The 19823-nt window shown below is 62.8% G+C and carries 21 protein-coding genes; 9 read left to right on the forward strand and 12 right to left on the reverse strand.

Going from position 1 to position 19823, the window contains the following annotated elements:
• Positions 1 to 2: 2 nt before the first annotated feature.
• Both yddG and CO657_RS18445 read right to left on the reverse strand, forming a co-directional pair.
• Positions 3 to 890, reverse strand: coding sequence for an aromatic amino acid exporter YddG (yddG, locus tag CO657_RS18440; protein ID WP_054182481.1), 888 nt, complete (start codon positions 888 to 890; stop codon positions 3 to 5).
• A gap of 31 nt (positions 891 to 921) precedes the next feature.
• Positions 922 to 1698 carry a DUF3108 domain-containing protein gene (locus CO657_RS18445; RefSeq protein WP_054182480.1) on the reverse strand — a complete coding sequence of 259 codons (777 nt, stop codon included), beginning with the start codon at positions 1696 to 1698 and terminating at the stop codon, positions 922 to 924.
• 242 nt (positions 1699 to 1940) lie between these two features.
• On the opposite strand from CO657_RS18445, the gene rpmB reads away from it, so the two are divergent.
• Together rpmB and CO657_RS18455 are read left to right on the forward strand one after the other, a co-directional pair.
• Positions 1941 to 2240: a 50S ribosomal protein L28 gene (gene rpmB, locus CO657_RS18450; protein ID WP_003589938.1), complete on the forward strand. Its 300-nt coding sequence runs from the start codon at positions 1941 to 1943 to the stop codon at positions 2238 to 2240.
• Positions 2241 to 2349: 109 nt separating this feature from the next.
• The gene (locus tag CO657_RS18455; RefSeq protein WP_054182479.1) at positions 2350 to 2985 is read left to right on the forward strand and encodes a VUT family protein; all 636 of its coding nucleotides are present in this window, start codon (positions 2350 to 2352) and stop codon (positions 2983 to 2985) included.
• A 6-nt stretch (positions 2986 to 2991) separates the two neighbouring features.
• On the opposite strand, the gene CO657_RS18460 is transcribed toward CO657_RS18455, so the two are convergent.
• The 5 genes from CO657_RS18460 to CO657_RS18480 form a co-directional block, all read right to left on the reverse strand.
• Positions 2992 to 3558, reverse strand: a complete 567-nt coding sequence (locus CO657_RS18460) for an ATP-binding protein (protein ID WP_054182528.1) — start codon at positions 3556 to 3558, stop codon at positions 2992 to 2994.
• Positions 3559 to 3724: 166 nt separating this feature from the next.
• Entirely contained in the window at positions 3725 to 4750 is a 1026-nt protein-coding gene (locus CO657_RS18465; RefSeq protein WP_054182478.1) for an esterase-like activity of phytase family protein, read from the reverse strand.
• 24 nt (positions 4751 to 4774) lie between these two features.
• Complete coding sequence (cobT, locus tag CO657_RS18470) at positions 4775 to 6676, reverse strand: cobaltochelatase subunit CobT (RefSeq protein ID WP_054182477.1); 1902 nt, start codon at positions 6674 to 6676, stop codon at positions 4775 to 4777.
• A gap of 12 nt (positions 6677 to 6688) precedes the next feature.
• Positions 6689 to 7681: a cobaltochelatase subunit CobS gene (gene cobS, locus CO657_RS18475; protein ID WP_003589933.1), complete on the reverse strand. Its 993-nt coding sequence runs from the start codon at positions 7679 to 7681 to the stop codon at positions 6689 to 6691.
• A gap of 309 nt (positions 7682 to 7990) precedes the next feature.
• Positions 7991 to 8608, reverse strand: a complete 618-nt coding sequence (locus CO657_RS18480; RefSeq protein ID WP_003589932.1) for a J domain-containing protein — start codon at positions 8606 to 8608, stop codon at positions 7991 to 7993.
• Between the two features lie 102 nt (positions 8609 to 8710).
• Here CO657_RS18480 and CO657_RS18485 point away from each other — a divergent pair, with 102 nt between their 5' ends.
• On the forward strand, positions 8711 to 8992 hold the full coding sequence (locus tag CO657_RS18485) for a BolA family protein (protein ID WP_012559142.1): 282 nt from the start codon (positions 8711 to 8713) through the stop codon (positions 8990 to 8992).
• A 42-nt stretch (positions 8993 to 9034) separates the two neighbouring features.
• Here CO657_RS18485 and CO657_RS18490 read toward each other — a convergent pair whose 3' ends face one another.
• From CO657_RS18490 to CO657_RS18500, 3 genes are read right to left on the reverse strand one after another with little or no spacing between them, the layout of a single operon-like run.
• Positions 9035 to 10345, reverse strand: coding sequence for an HlyC/CorC family transporter (locus tag CO657_RS18490; protein ID WP_054182476.1), 1311 nt, complete (start codon positions 10343 to 10345; stop codon positions 9035 to 9037).
• Positions 10345 to 11475: a 3-dehydroquinate synthase gene (aroB, locus tag CO657_RS18495; RefSeq protein ID WP_054182475.1), complete on the reverse strand. Its 1131-nt coding sequence runs from the start codon at positions 11473 to 11475 to the stop codon at positions 10345 to 10347. Before aroB ends, CO657_RS18490 begins: the two co-directional genes overlap by 1 nt.
• The gene (locus tag CO657_RS18500) at positions 11472 to 12062 is read right to left on the reverse strand and encodes a shikimate kinase (RefSeq protein WP_054182474.1); all 591 of its coding nucleotides are present in this window, start codon (positions 12060 to 12062) and stop codon (positions 11472 to 11474) included. The genes aroB and CO657_RS18500 overlap by 4 nt, the downstream gene beginning before the upstream one ends.
• Positions 12063 to 12210: 148 nt before the next feature.
• Between CO657_RS18500 and CO657_RS36800 the strand changes: the two genes are divergently transcribed.
• From CO657_RS36800 to CO657_RS18520, 5 genes are all read left to right on the forward strand, one after another.
• Positions 12211 to 12387, forward strand: coding sequence for a hypothetical protein (locus tag CO657_RS36800; protein ID WP_003589926.1), 177 nt, complete (start codon positions 12211 to 12213; stop codon positions 12385 to 12387).
• Positions 12388 to 12392: 5 nt separating this feature from the next.
• Positions 12393 to 13346: a site-specific tyrosine recombinase XerD gene (gene xerD / locus CO657_RS18505; RefSeq protein ID WP_054182473.1), complete on the forward strand. Its 954-nt coding sequence runs from the start codon at positions 12393 to 12395 to the stop codon at positions 13344 to 13346.
• Between the two features lie 62 nt (positions 13347 to 13408).
• Positions 13409 to 14362, forward strand: coding sequence for an acetyl-CoA carboxylase carboxyltransferase subunit alpha (locus CO657_RS18510; RefSeq protein WP_003589922.1), 954 nt, complete (start codon positions 13409 to 13411; stop codon positions 14360 to 14362).
• Between the two features lie 286 nt (positions 14363 to 14648).
• A complete protein-coding gene (locus CO657_RS18515) occupies positions 14649 to 15896 on the forward strand; it encodes a L,D-transpeptidase family protein (RefSeq protein WP_054182472.1) in 1248 nt (415 codons plus the stop codon).
• A gap of 5 nt (positions 15897 to 15901) precedes the next feature.
• Positions 15902 to 16126, forward strand: a complete 225-nt coding sequence (locus CO657_RS18520) for a sulfurtransferase TusA family protein (RefSeq protein ID WP_003589912.1) — start codon at positions 15902 to 15904, stop codon at positions 16124 to 16126.
• On the opposite strand, the gene CO657_RS18525 is transcribed toward CO657_RS18520, so the two are convergent.
• Positions 16123 to 17313: a CobW family GTP-binding protein gene (locus CO657_RS18525; RefSeq protein ID WP_054182471.1), complete on the reverse strand. Its 1191-nt coding sequence runs from the start codon at positions 17311 to 17313 to the stop codon at positions 16123 to 16125. The genes CO657_RS18520 and CO657_RS18525 overlap by 4 nt on opposite strands.
• 24 nt (positions 17314 to 17337) lie before the next feature.
• Positions 17338 to 18471 (reverse strand): D-alanyl-D-alanine carboxypeptidase family protein, encoded by a 1134-nt coding sequence (locus tag CO657_RS18530; RefSeq protein ID WP_003589909.1) that lies wholly within the window; start codon positions 18469 to 18471, stop codon positions 17338 to 17340.
• A 187-nt stretch (positions 18472 to 18658) separates the two neighbouring features.
• Here CO657_RS18530 and CO657_RS18535 point away from each other — a divergent pair, with 187 nt between their 5' ends.
• Complete coding sequence (locus CO657_RS18535) at positions 18659 to 19822, forward strand: M20 aminoacylase family protein (RefSeq protein ID WP_054182470.1); 1164 nt, start codon at positions 18659 to 18661, stop codon at positions 19820 to 19822.
• Position 19823 lies beyond the last annotated feature (1 nt).

Genomic DNA, 19823 nt, shown 5'->3' on the forward strand with positions numbered 1-19823 from the left:
GATCATTCCGCCGCAACGGCCGGCTGGATCTTGCGACGGAACATGTCGCGGGCGGCGAGTACCGCCCCGCCGGTGACGAGCAGGCAGGCAAGCGCGATGCGCCAGCTCGGCTCGGCAAAGCCGAACAGCGTCAGAATCAGCGTCGACAGCAGCGGTGCGGCATAACTGGCCGCGCCGAGGATCTGGATGTCGCCGTTCTTGACGCCGTGGTCCCAGGCGTAGAAGGCAGCGCCCACCGGCAGAAGCCCGAGCGCGGCGACGGCGAGCCATTCGAAGCCCGTCGCCGGCCAGACGGTCGTCTCCAGGCCGAGATGGCAGAAGAGCGACAGGATCGACGTCGCCAGGCAGAAGCCGGTGACGACATCGGTGGAGACGGCGTCGAAGCGCCGGGTCAGCAGCGAATAACCGGACCAGGTGAAGGCGCAGAGGAAAGCGGCGCCGTAGCCGACGGCATAGGCGCCGTTGAAATCAATGCCGTTGCGGCCGACGATCAGGAAGGTGCCGCAAAGCCCGGCAAGGGCGCCGGCCAAATGATACCAGCGCAGCCGCTCGCCCGGCAGCAGCGCCGAGCCGACGACGATCAGCAGCGGCCAGAGATAGGCGATCAGCCCTGCCTCGACGGCCGGCGCGTTCCTGAGCGCGGTGAAATAGAGGAAATGATAGCCGAACAACCCTGAGATGCCGGTGATCCAGACCTTGGCCGGCTGCTTCAGCAGCGCCAGCCGCGACGGGTTGAGGGCAAGTACGGCGAGGCCGGGCAGGCTGCCGATCGCAAAGCAGACCGCCGAAAGCTGGAACGGCGGCATCTTGCCGGAGGCGGCCGTGAACAGCGCCAGGAACGACCACATCAGGATCGCGGTAAAACCGATCAATGTCGCGCGAAGTTTCACCCGTCCCCCTTTGACGGAGGCATGAACTCCGTCAGCTGCTGCCGTATTTGACGGCAGTGATCGTCACCATCCCATATTCGGTGGGAATGCGCACATAGACCGGAGCGTATACATTTGCCGCGTCCGACTTGGCAAACCAGATTTCCATCCGGTCGCTCTTGCTGAGATAGACGATGTCCTTGCGGCCCTTCTTGTAGCCCGAGCGCGGCACGAAGCGCACGCCGCAGACGGTGGCCTTGCCCTTGAAGCCGTTGGTCGAAAAATCCTCGTCGCCCTTCGGCGACAGCACCAGATCCATGCGCGTCTCGCCGTCGAAGATCGGCAGCGTCTGCGAGCAGACCTTGGTGTCGCCGGTGAAGACCAGGCCGGAGATCGGATCGAGCACCGAGCGCATGTCGCGCGGCGTCACGTCGATCCAGTTTTTCGGGCGCTTCGGCGGCGGTGTCGTCGTCGCCGAGACGATGTTGCCGTTGCGGTAGCTGACCTCGTAGACGCGGGCCTTCTTGCCACTCTTGTAGTAGAGCGAATAATTCTGCGCCTGCAGCCGGTCATCGCGCACGACGCCGGTGACGCTGGTTTTGGCCGAAATCGTCGTCACCAGGTCGGCAAGACCGGCCGAGCTGATGCTGCCGGCGATGTTATAGCTGTGATCGTCCTCGATCTTCGTCAGAAACGCGGCGCGCGCGATCGGCAGGCCGGCAAGCGTCACCCGGTATTCCGTCCGATGCTGGATTTCGGCCGCCGATGCCGGTATGGCAAGCAGCGCTGCGATGGCCGAAATGAAAATCCGTCTGCCCGAATGAGCCATGAATCAAGCCTTGTCTTGCCGCGCGCCGGCAGCCTTTGCTAGAGCGCTCTATACTCCTGCCGTGATGGGAAGAAAACAGCAGCTTTTTGACAGAATTGCGGGAAAGCCCAAGGTTTGGCTTGACGCGGCCAGCCTGTCTGACTATAGAACCGCAACTTTCCAATCATGCCCGTTGGATTGCGCGCCCGGTTTTGCCGGGAATGGCAATTCGATGGCCCGAGAAAAACAAGAATAGGTGTTCCATGTCCCGCGTGTGCGAATTGACCGGCAAGGCCGTCCTGACTGGTAACAATGTCAGCCATGCCAACAACAAGACCAAGCGCCGGTTCCTGCCGAACCTGTGCCAGGTCACGCTGATTTCCGACGCTCTCAACCAGCGTTACCGTCTTCGCGTTTCGGCTGCTGCCCTTCGCTCGGTCGAGCATCGCGGCGGCCTTGATGCCTTCCTGCTGAAGGCCAGCGAAACCGAACTGTCGATGCGCGCACGCCTGCTGCGCCGCCAGATCGTCAAGAAGACCGCCGAAGCGGCTGTTGCTGCCTAAGCTTCCGCCTTCTTTCATACGGCTTCGAAAGGCTTGCACGGATAACCTCCGGTCAAGCCTTTTGTTTTGCCTGAGCACTCCAACTGGTGGCATCACCCAGGATAAAAAAATGCTGAAGACCCGCTATACCATCGCCTATGTCGCGCTGATGACGCTTGTCGTCGTCGCCTCCAACTTCCTCGTCCAGTTTCCGCTGAACGCCGAAGTCGCCGGCATCAACCTTGCCGACATCCTGACCTGGGGCGCCTTTTCCTATCCGGTCGCCTTCCTGATCACCGATCTGACCAACCGCCAGTTCGGCCCGCAGGCAGCCCGCAAGGTCGTCTTTGCCGGATTCGTCGTCGGCGTGACGCTGTCTTTCTTCACCTCGGTGCCGCGCATCGCCATTGCCTCCGGCTCGGCCTATCTCGCCGGCCAGCTGCTCGATATCGCCGTCTTCAACCGCCTCCGCCGCCAGGCCTGGTGGCGCGCGCCGCTCGTGGGATCGCTGATCGGCTCGGCGCTCGATACGGTGATGTTCTTCTCGCTGTCCTTCGCCGCGTTTTTCGTCTTCCTCGGCCCGAACGAACCCTTCGCGCTTGAGGCAGCCCCCATCCTCGGCGTCTTCGCCACCGAGGCGCCGCGCTGGATCTCCTGGGCGATCGGCGATTTCGCCGTCAAGATGATCGTCGGCCTCGTCATGCTCCTGCCCTATGGCGCGCTGATGAACGTGCTGCGGCCGATGCAGGCTGCCCGCGCCAGCTGATTCAACTCACCGACGCCGCCGGACCGCTCCGGCGGCGATGGCAGGATGCAGAAGCACCTGCGCCGCCAGGTCGTCGATCTCATGCGATGAATCGAGCCGCAGAACCGGCGCCGTCTGCGTTTCCAGCCATTGCTCATGCGCAGAAAGGCTGCGGCGTTCGGGCCCGGCCGTGTCGTAACTCGCCGCCCATTCGAGGAACTGCCCGCTTTTCACCTCCATGTCGCCGCCCGGCCCGATCCTGTCTCCGTATCGGGCGACCTCACGGGCGCGAATCCGCGCCATCCGAAGCTCCGGCTCGATCCTGAGGAAGACGATCAGATCGTAGAGCGGCTCGAGCGGCATGCCCCATTTCAGCGCCGATCCGGAAAGCACCCAGCCACCCGGCCGGGTCGTCTCCTCGAGTAGCAGCCGGATGCGCTCATCCGCATCCCGCGGCGTCGTGAACGGCGGGTCGGTCGGCAGCCAGAAGAAATCGTCGGTGTCGAGATGGGTGATATCGAGCTTCTCGGCGAGCATAAGGCCGAGCGATGTCGTGCCGGAACCGGACGCGCCCAAGACGTGAATATGCACCATGATTTCCTCCGCAAGGCAGAGCATGATGCCGAAAAGTGTCAGCGGTTTTCGGACGACATCATGCTCTAACTCTTTAATTTAGAACAGGATTCAGATTTTAGGCCGATCCTAAAATCATCCTGTTCTAGCCACCGATGCCGCGGGCGAGATAGCCGAACCTATGACATCAGTTTGACGCTTTATGTTCGGCCGGTTCGGAAAGCCGGAACTCCAGCATCAGATTGCGCTGCAGGATCGAATGATTGTCGTCCGACACCAGGATGATATGGGTCGTGCCGTCGGCGGCCTGGAAGGCGTCGAGCCCTTCCATATTGTCGATCTGCGAGTTGAAATTGCCTTCGAGCAAAAGTTCGCCGTCGACGATGGCCCCGGGCCTGATATCGGCGCCCTTGACGCGCCGAAGGCGCATGCCGATGCCTTCGGCCATATTGAAGCGGCGTTCCAGCAGCAGCAGGTCGCCGTTCGGCAGAAAGGCGCCATCGGTGACGTCGAAGCTGCCGTCGCGCGCAACCGCAAACCGCCCCTTCAGCGGCCCGCTCAGAATGGCCGCCAGCCGGTTGCCGTCGCTGTCGAGACCGCGTTCGGAGACGATGACCACGCCGCCCTTGAGCGGGCTCGATGCCGGCGCCACCGTGATGGTCTCGATGCCGCGGTTGTCGCTCAGCATCTTGCGTGGGATGAGGATCGGCAAAGTGGCGATGGCGCGAGATTCGGCAAAGCCCGGATCGGGATAGACATCGACGCGGTGATCCTGCTCGAAGGAGACCAGGACCCTGTCGCCATCAAACGCCAGGCCCTCGGCATCCATATGCCCCTTGCCCTCGAAGCTGCGCCCGGCGCTGTTTTTCATCGCGGTGATCTCGACATCGGAAAGGCCGGAAAGCCTGCCCTTGATGTCGCGCTCGATGCTGCCGGTCAGCCATTGGCCGGTATCGAGGACCACGACGAAATGTTTCTGGTCCGGCCGGAAGCGGATGGAGGAAAGCGAGCCGAACAGCGCCCTGCTGGACACCATCTCCAGCCCGCCGAGAAATTCCAGCGAACCGAAGCGCGTCTCGGAAGAGCCGATCCTGAAGTCGGAGATTTGCCGGCTAATGACCGGAACTTCGCCGCCGGCCCGTGACGGGGAAGCGCCTGCGGCGGCGATGCTGAGGACGATCGCCGCCAGGCGGCAGAGGCGCCTGACGGTCATTCCGGGCGATTCCTTCCAGCGGCGTCAGCCGGCACGGCGGAGCCGGCCGCCACGCGGCTGGGTGGATTGGTCTTCGAACAGCGAGGCGAGCTGCTCGGTCATCGCGCCGGCAAGTTCGTCGGCATCGACGATCGTCACGGCGCGGCGATAGTAGCGCGTCACGTCGTGACCGATGCCGATTGCCAGCAATTCCACCGGCGAGCGTGTCTCGATCTGTTCGATGACGGCGCGCAGGTGCCGCTCGAGATAATTGCCCGGATTGACCGACAGCGTCGAATCGTCGACTGGCGCGCCGTCCGAGATCATCATCAGGATGCGGCGCTGCTCGCGGCGTGCGAGCAGGCGGTTATGCGCCCAGATCAGCGCCTCGCCGTCGATATTTTCCTTGAGCAGGCCCTCGCGCATCATCAGCCCGAGATTGGCGCGTGCCCGACGCCACGGCGCGTCGGCCGATTTGTAGATGATATGGCGCAGGTCGTTGAGGCGTCCGGGCGTCTGCGGTTTGCCGCCGGCAAGCCAGCTTTCGCGTGCCTGCCCGCCCTTCCAGGCCTTGGTGGTGAAGCCGAGGATCTCGACCTTGACGCCGCAGCGCTCCAGCGTGCGGGCGAGAATATCGGCGCAGGTGGCGGCAACCGTGATCGGCCGGCCGCGCATCGAGCCGGAATTGTCGATCAGCAAGGTGACGACCGTGTCGCGGAACTGCGTGTCGCGCTCCATCTTGAAGGACAGCGCCTGCATCGGATCGATGATGATGCGCTGCAGCCGGGCCGGATCGAGATAACCCTCTTCCAGGTCGAAATCCCAGGAGCGGTTCTGCTGCGCCATCAGGCGGCGCTGCAGCCGGTTGGCGAGACGGCCGACCGCGCCCTGCAGATGCGCCAGCTGCTTGTCGAGGAAGGCGCGCAGGCGCTCCAGCTCGGCAGCGTCGCAGAGTTCCTCAGCGGTGATGATCTCGTCGAACTCTTCGGTAAAGACGTGATAATCGACCTTCTCGTTGAAATCTGAGAAAGGCGTGTTCGGACGGCGGGTCTCGCCCGGCGTTTCCGAATCGTCCTCGCCCTCTTCCATCATGTCGTCGTCGGAGATTTCGGCGCCTTCGGTCTCGCCGTCCTCCATCTGCTCGTCGGCGACTTCACTGTCCTCGACCGGGGCGGCATCGGTGCCGGCATCCTCGTCGACCTCGTCCTGATCCTGCTCGTCGCCGCTCGGCTGGTCTTCCTGATCCGACTGATCGTCATTGTCGGCGTCGCTGTCGTCGTCGCCGTATTCCTCGGCCATTTCCATGGCCGACAGCATGTTGCGGATGACCTTGGCGAAGGCCTGCTGGTCGTTGATCGCGCCCGACAGATTGTCGAGTTCGGCCCCCGCCTTTTCCTCGATGAAGCCGCGCCAGAGGTCGAGCACCTTGCCGGCGGTTTCAGGCGGGCGCTGGCCGGTCAGCTTCTCGCGCACCATCATCGCGACGGCTTCGCCGACCGGTGCGTCTTCCTGACGCTCGATGCCGGTGAAATTCGCCTTGGAATATTTCTCTTCGGTCATGGAGCGCAGGTTGGTCGCCATGCCCTCCATGCGCAGCGCGCCAATCGATTCGACGCGCGCCTGCTCGACGACATCGAAGATCGCCCGGGCATCCGAACCCTGCGGCGCCATCGTCGCATGCATCTTCTCGTCATGGCAGGCAAGGCGCAGCGCCATGGAATCGCCGAGCCCGCGGGTGACCGCCAGCTCATGCGCCGTCGGCCGCTTGGAAAGCTCCGGCAGGCGGATGCGCTCGCCGGTCATGCCAGGCCGTTCATTGGCGAAGGTCACCTCGACATCGCCGTCGCCGGCGACCGAGCGCACGCAGCCGGATATCGCCCGGCGCAATGGCTCGACGTCGACGGGCGCGCCGGGCTTTGCTTTCGAATTGTCACCGCGAGCTGCCATGATCGGTCGGTCTCAGGCTCCGAGAACGATATTGGCGGCACTTTCCTTCAGCTCGACGCCGAAGGCGCGCTGATAGTGCTCGGCGACCAGAGGACGCTCCAGCTCGTCGCACTTGTTGAGGAAGGTGACGCGGAAGGCGAAGGCGAGATCGCCGAAGATCTCGGCATTCTCGGCCCAGGTGATGACGGTACGCGGGCTCATGACGGTGGAGAGATCACCATTCATGAAGGCGGCGCGCGTCAGATCGGCGACACGAACCATCTTCGAAACGGTGTCGCGCCCTTCCCTGTCCTTGCCGAAGCTCTTCACCTTGGCGGCGACGATATTCACTTCGTGATCATGCGGCAGATAGTTCAGCGTCGTGACGATCGACCAGCGGTCCATCTGCGCCTGGTTGATCTGCTGCGTGCCGTGATAGAGGCCGGTGGTGTCGCCGAGACCGATCGTATTGGCGGTCGCAAACAGGCGGAAGGCCGGGTGCGGCCGGATGACGCGGCTCTGATCGAGCAGCGTCAGGCGGCCGGAGGATTCCAGCACGCGCTGGATGACGAACATCACATCGGGGCGGCCGGCATCATATTCGTCGAAGACCAGCGCGACATTGTGCTGATAGGCCCAGGGCAGGATGCCGTCCTTGAATTCGGTGACCTGCAGCCCGTCCTTGACGACGATCGCATCCTTGCCGACGAGATCGATACGGCTGACATGGCTGTCGAGGTTGATGCGCACGCAGGGCCAGTTGAGGCGCGCCGCGACCTGCTCGATATGCGAGGACTTGCCGGTGCCGTGATAGCCGGAGATCATCACGCGGCGGTTATGGGCGAAGCCTGCAAGAATGGCGAGCGTCGTGTCGCGGTCGAAAAGGTAATCGGTGTCGAGGTCCGGCACATAGGCGTCGCCCTTGCTGTAGGCGGGAACGCGGATGTCGGAATCGATGCCGAAGGCCTCGCGGACCGAAACGGTGGTATCGGGCAGTTCAGAAATATCGAGGTCGATCTTGCTCATCATGTCTCCAAGGCGGGTGATGCCACCCGGCCATACTGTCTCAGGCCATGTCGCAACCGTGACGCCGCGATTTTATTCCGCGCCCGTCCAGGTCGGAACGTCGGCGATGCTTCTCCGGGACTGAAACGAAACCTCGGCGGGATAATGACCGCGTGCGAGCATTCTTGAAAGAGTCCCGGACAAGAAACGCCGCGTCCGGAAGGTCGGCGGAGGCGATGTCGGGAAAACGCACAAATATGAGCCGCGTTTGCCTGCGGCCTCAGCCGATTTGGACCATACCCGATTGAAGCCCAAGAGCAAGGACGGGAACTAACAAAAACCGTTCTGCTTCAACAATTGATAGGCCTGGATGACGGCGCGGAAACGCTCCTCCGAGCCGCGGTCGCCGCCATTGGCATCCGGGTGGTGCTTCTTGACCAGTTCCTTGTAGCGGCTCTTGATCTCCGCCGAGGTCGCATTGGCGTCGAGGCCCATCGTATCGAAGGCCTTGCTTTCCAGCGATTTCAGCTTGCGCGCCTGGGGAAAACGCGGCCCGCTGCCCTTGCCGCCTTCCTTGACGAAGCCGAAGGGATCGCGAACGCGGCTATAGGCGCCGGAGCGGACCTCCGAATGCAGCGGGCTGTCCTTCGCCGACTTGTTGACGCCCACGGTCCAGGTCGGCCGGTGGCCGGTGATCGCCTCTTTCTGGTAGCGGGCGATCTCGCCGTCCGACAGACCGGAGAAATAATTGTAGCCCTTGTTGTAGTCCTTGACGTGCTCGAAGCAGAACAAAAAGAACTGGCCTTCCGCATTGCGTCCGACAGGAGCGCGATGCGAGCCCTTCTTGTCGCAGCCGTCCCATTGACAGGTAGGCGGCGCCTGCTCTGTCTCCTGCTCGCGTTTGCGGCGTGTTCGGATGCGATCGAAATATTTGGAATCAAGTCTCATGGCGGTGCTAATTATGAGGCCGTCGCGAGGCGACAACAAGAATTGACAAACGGGTTTGTTGCTGGCTTGGTGGGAACCTTTTTCGCGAAGCAAGACCGGACGATGACCCTGCGAACCCGCATCGAAGAAAAACTAGTCGAAGCCTTCGCGCCGGAGCGCCTGAGCGTCGTCGACGAAAGCCATCTGCATGCCGGCCATCAGCCCGATATCACAGGCACCGGCGAAACCCATATGCGGGTGAGGATCGTCTCGGCCAAATTTTCCGGCATGTCGCGGCTGGCGCGCCACCGGGCGATCACCGACCTGTTGAAACCGGAACTCGATGCCGGCCTGCATGCGCTGGCCGTCGAACCGGCAGCACCGGATGAGCCGACCCGCTGGTAGCAAAGCCTATATGGAGACTACCCGCCCGCAATCCAAGCCGGGTCAGGCCGGTTTTGCGCCGTCTTCCCCGGCGGGGCGAATGCGCAGCTTGGTGATGCGGTTCTTCTCTCGCTTCATGACGATGAAGCGCTTGCCATAAAAGGTGAAGGCCTGGCGCTCTTCCGGAATGGTCATCGATTCATGGATGACCAGGCCGGCAATGGTCGTCGCTTCCTCGTCGGGCAGGTTCCAGTCGAGCGCGCGGTTCAAGTCGCGGATCGGCACGCCGCCGTCGACCACGACCGAACCGTCGGCCTCCTGGCGCACGCCCTGGATCTCGATATCGTGCTCGTCGGAAATATCGCCGACGATTTCCTCGAGAATATCCTCCAGCGTGACAATGCCCTGCACCTCGCCATATTCGTCGACCACAACGGCGAAATGCTGCTTGCGGCGCAGGAAGGCGTTGAGCTGGTCTTCTAGGTTGGTGCTGTCGGGCACGAACCACGGCTTCTGCGCGATCTTCACGATATCGAGGTTCTGCGGCTCCATGTTCGGTTCGGCCAGCGCCCGCAGCAGATCCTTGGCGTGAACGACGCCGATGATGTTGTCGATCGTGCCGCGCCACAAGGGCATGCGTGTATAGGGACTTTCGAGAATGGCGCGCACCACCGCCTCAGGCGGATCGTCGGCATTGATCGCCCGCATCGCCGTGCGGTGGACCATGATGTCGGAGAGTTCGAGCTCGCCGAGATCGAGCACGCCGCCGAGCCGGTCGCGATCGGCTTTCACCACCGATCCCTCGCGGTGCAGCAGGTCGACGGCGCCGCGCAGCTCCTCATGCGCCGTCAGCATCGATACCTCGCGCGAGAGATTGATGCCGAACAGCGCCAGGATCTGTCGGACGATCGCATTGACGAAGGAGGAAATCGGGCCGACGACGAGAACGAAGAGCCTGGCGGGAACCGCGATCGCAAGCGCGAAACGGTCGGGCGTCGAAATCGCCCAGCTCTTCGGCAGCACTTCGGCGAAGATGACCAGGATGACGGTCATCGCCAGCGTCGCCAGCGCCACGCCGGAATTGCCGAACAGCCCGAGGAACAGGCTGGTGGCGATCGAGGAGGACAGGATGTTGGCGAGATTGTTGCCGATCAGCAGCGCGCCGATCAACCGGTCGCGCCGCTCGATCAGCTGCCGGACGAGGCCGGCGCGTTCGTCGCCGTTGACCTCAAGCGTATGGATGCGGCTGCGCGACACGGCGGTCAGCGCGGTTTCCGAGCCGGAAAAGAAGGCAGACATCAGCACGAGCGCCGTGATCGAAAGGATCTCCGGCCAATATGTCGCAAGAAATGCCAGAGCGCCTTCGACGGTCATTAGGGGTGTTTTTCCCTGAGAAAGCTGATCACCTCGGAGGCAGGAACGTCGTCGGCGACGAAGGACTGACCGATGCCGCGCGTCAGGATGAAGGTGAGCTTGCCGCTCTTGACCTTCTTGTCCTGGGCGATCGCATCCATCAGCGTTTCGGCCGGCGGCAGCGCGCCCGGAATGTCGGACATCCGGGTCGGAAGGCCGACCTCCTGCAGATGCCGCTCGACGCGCCGCGCATCATCGGGGCTTGCAAGGTTCATCCGCGCGGAAAATTCGTGCGCCAGCACCATGCCGATCGAAACGCCCTCGCCATGCACGAGGCGGGAGCTGTCATAGGCGGTCGCCGCCTCAAGCGCATGGCCGAACGTATGGCCGAGATTGAGCAGCGCCCGCTGGCCGTTCTCGCGCTCGTCGGCAACGACGACATCGGCCTTCGCCTGGCAGCTGGCGGCAATCGCTTCGATGCGGGCGGAACCGCCTGCGAAAACCGCCTTCCAGTTGGCTTCCAGCCAGGCGAAGAAATCCGGCTTGTCGATCAGCCCGTATTTGGCGACCTCGGCGTAACCGGCGCGGAATTCGCGCTCGCTCAGCGTATTCAGCACATCGGTATCGGCCAGAACCAGATCCGGCTGATGGAAGACGCCGATGAGGTTCTTGCCGTGGCGGGAATTGATGCCGGTCTTGCCGCCGACGGAGGAATCGACCTGTGACAGCAGCGAAGTCGGCACCTGCACGAAGCGCACGCCGCGGCGCACAATGCCGGCCGCAAAGCCGGAGAGATCGCCGATGACGCCGCCGCCGAGCGCGATGACATAATCGTTACGCTCGACGCGGGCTTCGAGCACCTTGTCACAGGCGGTTATCAGATGCTCGAAGCTTTTGGTCTTCTCGCCCGCCGGCAGCACGACCGCAGCCGAGGCGATGCCTGCTTCTTCAAGACTTGCGACAAGCGCCTCGAGATAGAGCGGCGCGACGTTTTCGTCGGTGATGACAGCCGCCTTGCGGCCCTTGAGGCGGGAAGCGATTTCGGCGCCGGCCCGCGCGATCAGCCCCGGCCCGATCAGGATATCGTAGGCGCGCTCGCCGAGCGGCACGTGCACCGTCTGGACTGATGAGGCGGAGGGTATCGCATTCATGACGCTGCTTTTTCCTTCTGAGCTTCGATCACCGCCTTCAGCACCTCGTCGGCCATGATTTCCTTGCGCACGTCGCGCGAGAGCACGGTGAGGTCGGCCTGCGCATAGATCGGGTAGCGCGCATTCATCAGGCCTTCGAGCGTCTGCTTGGGGTTTTCGGTCTTGAGCAGGGGCCGGTTGTCGCGTTTGTTGACCCGCTCCCAGAGCACGTCGAGATCTGCCTTCAGCCAGACGGAGACGCCGCCCTTGATGATATGCCTGCGCGTTCGCTCGTTGATGAAGGCGCCGCCGCCGGTGGAGACGACCCGCGGCCCGCCCTTTAACAGCCGCTTCATCACCCGTGTTTCCAGCGCCCGGAATTCGTCCTCGCCATAGGCCGCGAAAAGTTCGGGGATCGTCATGCGCGACACGCGCTCTATTTCGTGGTCGCTGTCGATGAAGGGAATGCCGAGCTGGCTGGCGACGATGCGGCCGACGGCGGATTTTCCCGCACCCATCAAGCCAACGAGGATCAGATTGCGTGAACCGAGCGCGGCGCGAGCTCTGTCTTTCAAGCTGTCAGCAACGGTCAGCAGTGGTTCACTCATCGGTCCATTCACACTTTGTTTGCAAACCGTATCGACAAATGCAGCTGGAGCGTCAAGTCGCGGACAAGGGAATCATGGCTTGAATACCGCTTCTTGCACTTGCAGATACGCTTCTTATAACAGAAGCAGAGCATGAAGGAGTTGCCGGATGCCGACCCTGTTCCGTTTTCTGTTCGTCTGCGCGATCCTCGCCGGGACGGTCTACGGAGCGATGTGGGCGCTTGTGACCTTCGTCGAGCCCGAGCCGCGCGACGTGACCATCCGTATTCCGTCCGAGCGGGTCAATCCGCCGGCGACGGGCACGATCAACACGACCAGGAAGTGACCGGCATGGTGGATCTGAGCCGCGTCCATGTGGAATCCTTCCTGGAAATGATGAGCGCCGAGCGCGGTGCGGCCGTCAACACGCTGCAATCCTATGAGCGCGACCTCGACGACGTCCATTCGTTCCTGACCGGCCGCAGCGTGCGGCTGACCGAAGCCGCTTCCGCCGATCTGGCCGCCTATCTCGCCTCGCTCGCCCGAAAGGGCTTCAAAGCCTCTTCGCAGGCGCGCCGGCTTGCCGCCATGCGGCAGTTCTACAAATTCCTCTACGCCGAGGGGCTGAGGACCGACGACCCCACCGGCATTCTCGACGCGCCGAAGAAAGGCCGCCCGCTGCCGAAGACGATGGGCGTCGAGGAGGTCGGCAAGTTGCTTTCACAGGCCGAGGCCGAGGCAGGCGATGCAGCGCCTGGCCAGCTGCAGCGCCTGCGCATGCTGGCGCTGCTGGAGCTGCTCTATGCCACCGGCATGCGTGTCAGCGAACTGGTTTCGCTTCCCGCCCGCGTGCTCGATCAGGAAGGGCGTTTCCTGATGATCCGCGGCAAGGGCAACAAGGAGCGGCTGGTGCCCCTGTCGCAATCGGCGATAGCGGCGTTGAAATCCTACGGGCGCCTGCTGGCGGCGGAAAATGCCGCGGCCAAGGATCCGCAGGAAAGCCCTTGGCTGTTTCCCGCCGCCTCGAAGGAGGGTTATCTGCCGCGCCAGGTTTTTGCCCGCGACCTGAAGAACCTGGCGATCCGCGCCGGCCTGACGCCGTCGATGATCTCGCCGCATGTGATGCGCCACGCCTTTGCCAGCCACCTGCTTGCCAATGGCGCCGACCTGCGCGTCGTGCAGGAACTCCTCGGCCATTCGGACATTTCGACCACACAGATTTACACGCATGTCCTCGAAGAGAGGCTGCAGCAGCTCGTCCAGACGCATCACCCCCTTGCCAAACAGGCGAAAAAGCACGAATAGGACCGGCGACAAGGGGCGGAGCCAGGAAAACGCCCCGGGCACAAGGAACGGAAACGCACCTCATGCACAATTATCTCGACTTCGAAAAGCCGATCTCCGACCTCGAAGGCAAGATCATCGAGCTGAAGAAGCTCGCAACGGAAGACGAGAGCATCGACACCACCGATGAGATCGGCAGGCTGGAGGTTCGCGTCCGCGAGGCGATCGTCGAAATCTATTCCAAGCTCAATCCCTGGCAGAAGACCCAGGTCGCCCGCCATCCGCAGCGCCCGCATTTCGTCGACTACGCGAAGACGCTGTTCCAGGAATTCACGCCGCTCGCCGGCGACCGCAAATTTTCCGAGGATGCCGCGATCCAGGCGGGCCTCGCCCGTTTCCGCGGCCAGCCCGTCGCCGTCGTCGGCCAGGAAAAGGGCAACGACACCAAGACCCGCCTGAAGCACAATTTCGGCAGCCCCCGCCCGGAAGGCTACCGCAAGGCGATCCGCATCCTGGAAATGGCCGATCGTTTCGGCCTGCCGGTGATTTCGCTGGTGGATACGGCTGGCGCCTATCCCGGCGTCGGCGCCGAAGAGCGCGGCCAGGCCGAGGCGATCGCCCGCTCGACGGAAATGTGTCTCGGCGTCAAGGTTCCGCTCGTTTCCGTCGTGATCGGTGAAGGCGGCTCGGGCGGCGCGATTGCCATCGCCACCGGCAACAAGGTCTATATGCTCGAGCATTCGATCTACAGCGTCATCTCGCCTGAGGGCGCCGCCTCCATTCTCTGGCGCGACTCCACCCGCGCCCGCGAAGCGGCGACCAATATGAAGATCACCGCGGAAGACCTGAAATCGCTCGGCGTCATCGACGGCATCATTTCCGAGCCGCTCGGCGGCGCGCATCGCGATCCCGACAGCGTCATCGCCGCAACCGGCGATGTGATCGCCAATGCGCTCGGCGAAATGGCCTCCCGTTCCGGCGAACAGCTGCGCAACGAGCGCCGCCAGAAATTCCTCAATATGGGCCGCAATCTCTAGAACAGGATGTCGTCCGAAAACCGCGCACAGTTTTCGGCATCATGCTCTGGAACAGCTGAAAATCACTGACACATTTCGGCATCATGTCCGAGACAAGTTCGGCTTTGAGTGATTGGGGCCAAATCTTGGCCACATTGATATTATCTGTAGCATTCGCGCTTGCGGGGATGTTCAGGGCACGTCATAGGCTGGTAAGGATTTATAAAGTATAAGCCGCCTATGATTCCGTCTAATGCCCGAACTCCATAGGCGGACCGGGTCGCATTATCTTTATGGGCTAGTTTGGATGCGCATACGTTATTTTGCCTATGTTTCCCTCATGGCGCTGGCTCTGACCGGCTGCAATGACGCGTTGGAAACCGCGCAGGTCGATCTCTCCAAGGTCAAGAACAAGGTCGAGCAGCCGCTTCCTCCCCATATCCTCACGGCCATGTCCGCCAAGGGCATGGACCGCAATTCGCCGATCATGATCCGCATCTTCAAGGAAGAAGGTGCCATGGAGATCTGGAAGGCGAAGACCGATAACCGTTTCGACAAGATCGCCGACTACAAGATCTGCGCCTGGTCCGGCCGTCTCGGCCCGAAGGTCAAGACCGGCGACCGGCAGGCGCCGGAAGGTTTCTACGACCTGACGCGCGCCAACCTGAACCCCAATTCCAAATATTATCTGGCGATCAACACCGGCTTCCCGAACCGCTACGACGCGGCCAACGGCCGCACCGGCTCCGATCTGATGATCCATGGCGCCTGCTCGTCCTCCGGCTGCTATTCGATGACCGACCAGCAGGTGCTTGAAATTTACGCCTTTGCCCGCGACGCCTTCAAGGGCGGCCAGGCGACGGTGCAGCTGCAGGCCTTCCCCTTCCGCATGACGGCGGAAAACATGGTCAAGCATCGGCTCGACTCGAGCTACGACTTCTGGAAGATGCTGAAGGTCGGCTACGACAATTTCGAAGTGACGAAACGCCCGCCCGAGGTGGCCGTCTGCGAGAAGAAATACGTCTTCAACCAGCAGGCAACCGATGGCGGCGCCTTCAATGCCGCCGGCAAATGCCCTGCCATGTCGACGCCGCCGGCGCTGACGGCAGCCCTTGCCTCCTACGGCAAGACCTATGATGCCGACTATGCCAAGGCGATGAGCAAATTCGACGGCATGGCCTGGTACGATCCGTCCGAAGCCGAGCGCAAGGCCGTGGTCGCCAAGACCCGCAAGGGCCGCGAACTCGCTTATGCCCCGACCGGCACCTCGCTGGAAGCAGGCCGCATGGTCAAGGTCGCCGAACTCGAAGACCTGATGGCCAAGCGCACCGCGCAGGGCCTCGCCGCCAAGACCGCGCCGGGCGCCACGCCGGCAATGCCTGCCGCACCGCAGGCAATTTCCGCCCAGCCGCAGGCAACCGCAGTCGCTGCCGCGACACCGGCGGTCGTGCCGATCCCGACGCAGAACCCGTTGGCCTTTGCGGCGCCCGAACCGCAGGAAACCGCAGAAGCCGCGGCAAAGAAGCCGTTCTGGAAATTCTGGGCGCGGAACTGAACGGCTTGAACCCCGTTCTCTACGATCTTCGCGGCCTGAAATGCCCCTTCCCCGTGATCAAGACACGCAAGAAGCTTGCCGCCATGGCAAGCGGCACGCTCATCCGCGTCGACACCACCGATCCGCTGGCGGTGATCGACATGCCGCATTTCTGCAATGAGGACGGCCACGAGCTCGTCGAAACCGAAAAGACCGAAACCGGCCACCGCTTCCTGATCAGAAAGGGCTAAATTCTCAAGCCAGGAATGGCGAGCGGATTGTCGGACAGCGCCGCGCGATCCGGCATGTCGATGCGCGGCTTGCCGAGAAAGGCGTCGAACAGATCCTTGACGAAGGCTTCCGGCAGGTCCTTGGTGATCAGCACCATGCGCGTGCGCCGGTCGTTGGGATCCGGCCAGGCGGCAAGCCGCACCGGCGGATGGAAGATGCTTTGCACTCCATGCAGCACCAGCGGCCGGTCCGGCCGGTCGGAGACGGAAACGATCGCCTTCATTCTGAGCAGCTTCTCGCCATGGGCGGAGCGCAGCAGATCGATGAACATGTCGAGCGCCATCGGATCGATCGGCTTCTCCTCGATGATCGAGAAGGAGCGGATCGAGGCATCGTGACGGTTGACGTCATGCGGGTCCTGGTGCGCGTGATCGCCATCATGATCATGGTTGTGATGACCGTGATGGTGGTGGCCGTGGTGATCCCCATCATGATGATGATCGTGGCCGTGAGCATGATGGTGATGCGCCTCGTGCGCATCCTCGTCCCGCAGCCAACGGCCGACATCGGCGATCTTCGTCGCCGGATCATAGAGCCCGTTGACCAGCACCGCGGCGCTGCCGGCCTCAGCACTGTCGGCATCCATCATCGCGGCGCGTGGATTGAGCGCCCGCAGCCGCTGTTCCAGCGCGTCCGTTGCCGCGGCCATCGCTTTTTTCGAGACGATCAGCCGGTCGGCGACCGCCGCCTGCTTGCGTGCTTCCTCGTGATTGTCGAGCGTCTGCAGCCCGTTCACCGCATCGACGACGGTCACGACGCCGTCGAGCTCGAAATTCGTGGCGATGATGGGATTGCCCATGATCGCCTGCATGACCGGAGCGGGATCGGCAAGGCCGGTCGTTTCGATGACGACACGCTTCACCGGCTTGACCCGGCCCGTCTGCACGGCGTCCATCAGGTTTGCCAGCGTATCGACAAGCTCGCCGCGCACGGTGCAGCAGAGGCAGCCGTCGGAGAGTTCGATGATCGAATCGCCGGAGCTTTCGACCAGGAGATGATCGATGCCGACATCGCCGAATTCATTGATGATGACGGCCGCATCCTTCATCACCGGATCTTTGAGGATGCGGTTGAGCAGCGTCGATTTGCCGGCACCGAGAAAGCCGGTCAGGATGGTGACCGGAATCCTGTCGTTGAGCGCGCTCATGTCGTTTGACCTTAAAAGCTGATCTTAGAAGGATGTCGGGCGCGGCATCGGCACCGGCACGTTGGCGATGCCTCCCGCCGTATCGCCGGTCGCCACCTTTTCCGGCTGTGCCGCCGGCTGCGGGTCCTGACCGGGAATCAGGCCGGCAAAGACGAAGCGCGGATCGTGGTCCATTTCCAGGATATAGGGCGACTGCACCCGCATGCGGCCGACTTCGTCGCGCGTTTCGCTGCGTATCTTGGCGCCCTTGGCGCTGCAGATGTCGGCGGAGATATCGGTCACCTGGTCCTGCCCCTGCCCGTAGGGCCGCAGCGAACCGAGCGTTTCATTGCCGGGAAACTGGGTGGTGAAACCCTTCTGCAGCAGGTTCGCCGTCGCATCGGCGCGCGCCGCGAGACTGTCGGTGCCGAGCACGACCGAGACGATGGTGCGGCCGTTGCGGGTCGCCGAACCGATCTGGTTGAAGCCCGAGGCGCAAATGAAGCCGGTCTTCATGCCGTCGGCGCCGGCGAAGCGGCCAATCAGCATGTTGAGGCTCGGCACGTTCTGCTGGCCGTTGGTGAAACCCTCAAGCGCGAAATAAGAGGCATATTGCGGAAAATCGCGGCGCAGGGCCACGGTCAGCACCGCAAGATCGCGCGCCGTCGTATATTGCCCCTTGCCCGGCAGGCCGTTCGGATTGACGAAATGCGAATCCGTCATGCCGAGCTTCAGCGCCTCGCCATTCATCCGCGTCACGAAGCCTTCCTGCGTGCCGCCGATGGCTTCGGCGACCGCAACGGCAATGTCGTTGGCCGATTTCACCATCAGGATCTTCAGCGCACTGTCGAGCGTCAGCTTCTGGCCCGGCTTGAAATACATCTTGGCGGCCGGCTGCGCGGCGGCGCGCTTGCTCATGACGACGGGTGTATCGAGGCTGATCTGCCCGGCCCGGATCGCATCGAACACGGTATAGACGGTCATCAGCTTTGTGAGCGAGGCCGGATACCATTTGCGGAAAGCTTCTTCATGCTCGAGCACGCGGCCGGTCTGCACATCGACGAGAATATGCGGATTGGCCGCGGCGAGCGGAACCGAGGCAAGAAAACCAGCCGTCGCGGCAACCGCGAAACTCAGCGGCCGCAAGGCGGCAAACAAACGGAAGTGGCTCGTCGACACGCTTTGTCCTTCGGATATCAGGAAAATCTCGAAACCTTCCCCTATTTAGCCTATATGGCTATGACATGGCAAAGGTCATTGACTAAGTAATTTCCACAGGCTCACGCCCCAGCCGCCTCACACCCCCCGCCTCACGCCCTTGTGATGCAATGAACGATTGCCGGGATTTCATAACAGGAACGCCAACATGCCGATTTTGAACAGAGCCGCCGAATTGCAGGACGAAGTCGCCGAATGGCGCCGTCATATCCACGCCCGGCCCGAGCTCCTCTTCGCGGTTGAGAATACGGCCGCCTTCGTTGCTGAAAAGCTCAAGGAATTCGGCGTCGACGAGATCGTCACCGGCATCGGCCGCACCGGTGTCGTCGGCCTGATCAAGGGCAAGGGCGAAGGCCGCCGCACCGTCGGCCTGCGCGCCGATATGGACGCCCTGCCGCTGACCGAAATATCAGGCAAACCCTGGGCCTCGAAGACGCCGGGCAAGATGCATGCCTGCGGCCATGACGGCCACACCGCCATGCTGCTCGGCGCTGCGAAATACCTGGCCGAAACCCGCAACTTCAACGGCAATATCGCCGTCATCTTCCAGCCCGCCGAAGAGGGCGGCGGCGGCGGCAACCTGATGGTCAAGGACGGCATGATGGAGCGCTTCGGCATCGAAGAGGTCTACGGCATGCACAATCTGCCGGGCCTGCCGGTGGGACAGTTCGCCACCCGCAAGGGGGCGATCATGGCGGCGACCGACGAATTCACCGTCACCATCAAGGGCCGCGGCGGCCACGCCGCCCAGCCGCACCGGACGATCGACCCGATCGCCATCGGCGCCCAGATCGTCGCCAACCTGCAGATGATCGCCTCTCGCACCGCCGATCCGATCAGCTCGGTCGTCGTCTCGGTGACCAAGTTCAATGCCGGCTTCGCCCATAACGTCATTCCGAACGATGCGACCTTCGCCGGCACGGTGCGCACCCTCGACCCCGAGGTGCGCACGCTGGCCGAAACCCGGTTCCGGCAGATCGTCGAGGGCGTCGCCACCGCCCACGGCGCCGAGGCCGAGATCAGCTTCCACCGCAACTACCCTGTCACCGTCAATCATCCCGACGAGACCGAACATGCGGTGGCCACCGCCAGCGCCATTGCCGGCGAGGGTAACGTCAACGCCGAGATCGACCCGATGATGGGCGGCGAGGATTTCTCCTACATGCTGAACGCCCGCCCCGGCGCCTTCATCTTCATCGGCAACGGCGACAGCGCCGGCCTGCACAACCCGGCCTACGACTTCAACGACGAAGCCATCGCCCACGGCATCTCCTACTGGGTCCGCCTAGCCGAGCAACGCCTCGGCCTCTGAC

The sequence above is a fragment of the Rhizobium acidisoli genome (assembly GCF_002531755.2).
Classification (GTDB): Bacteria; Pseudomonadota; Alphaproteobacteria; order Rhizobiales; family Rhizobiaceae; genus Rhizobium; species Rhizobium acidisoli.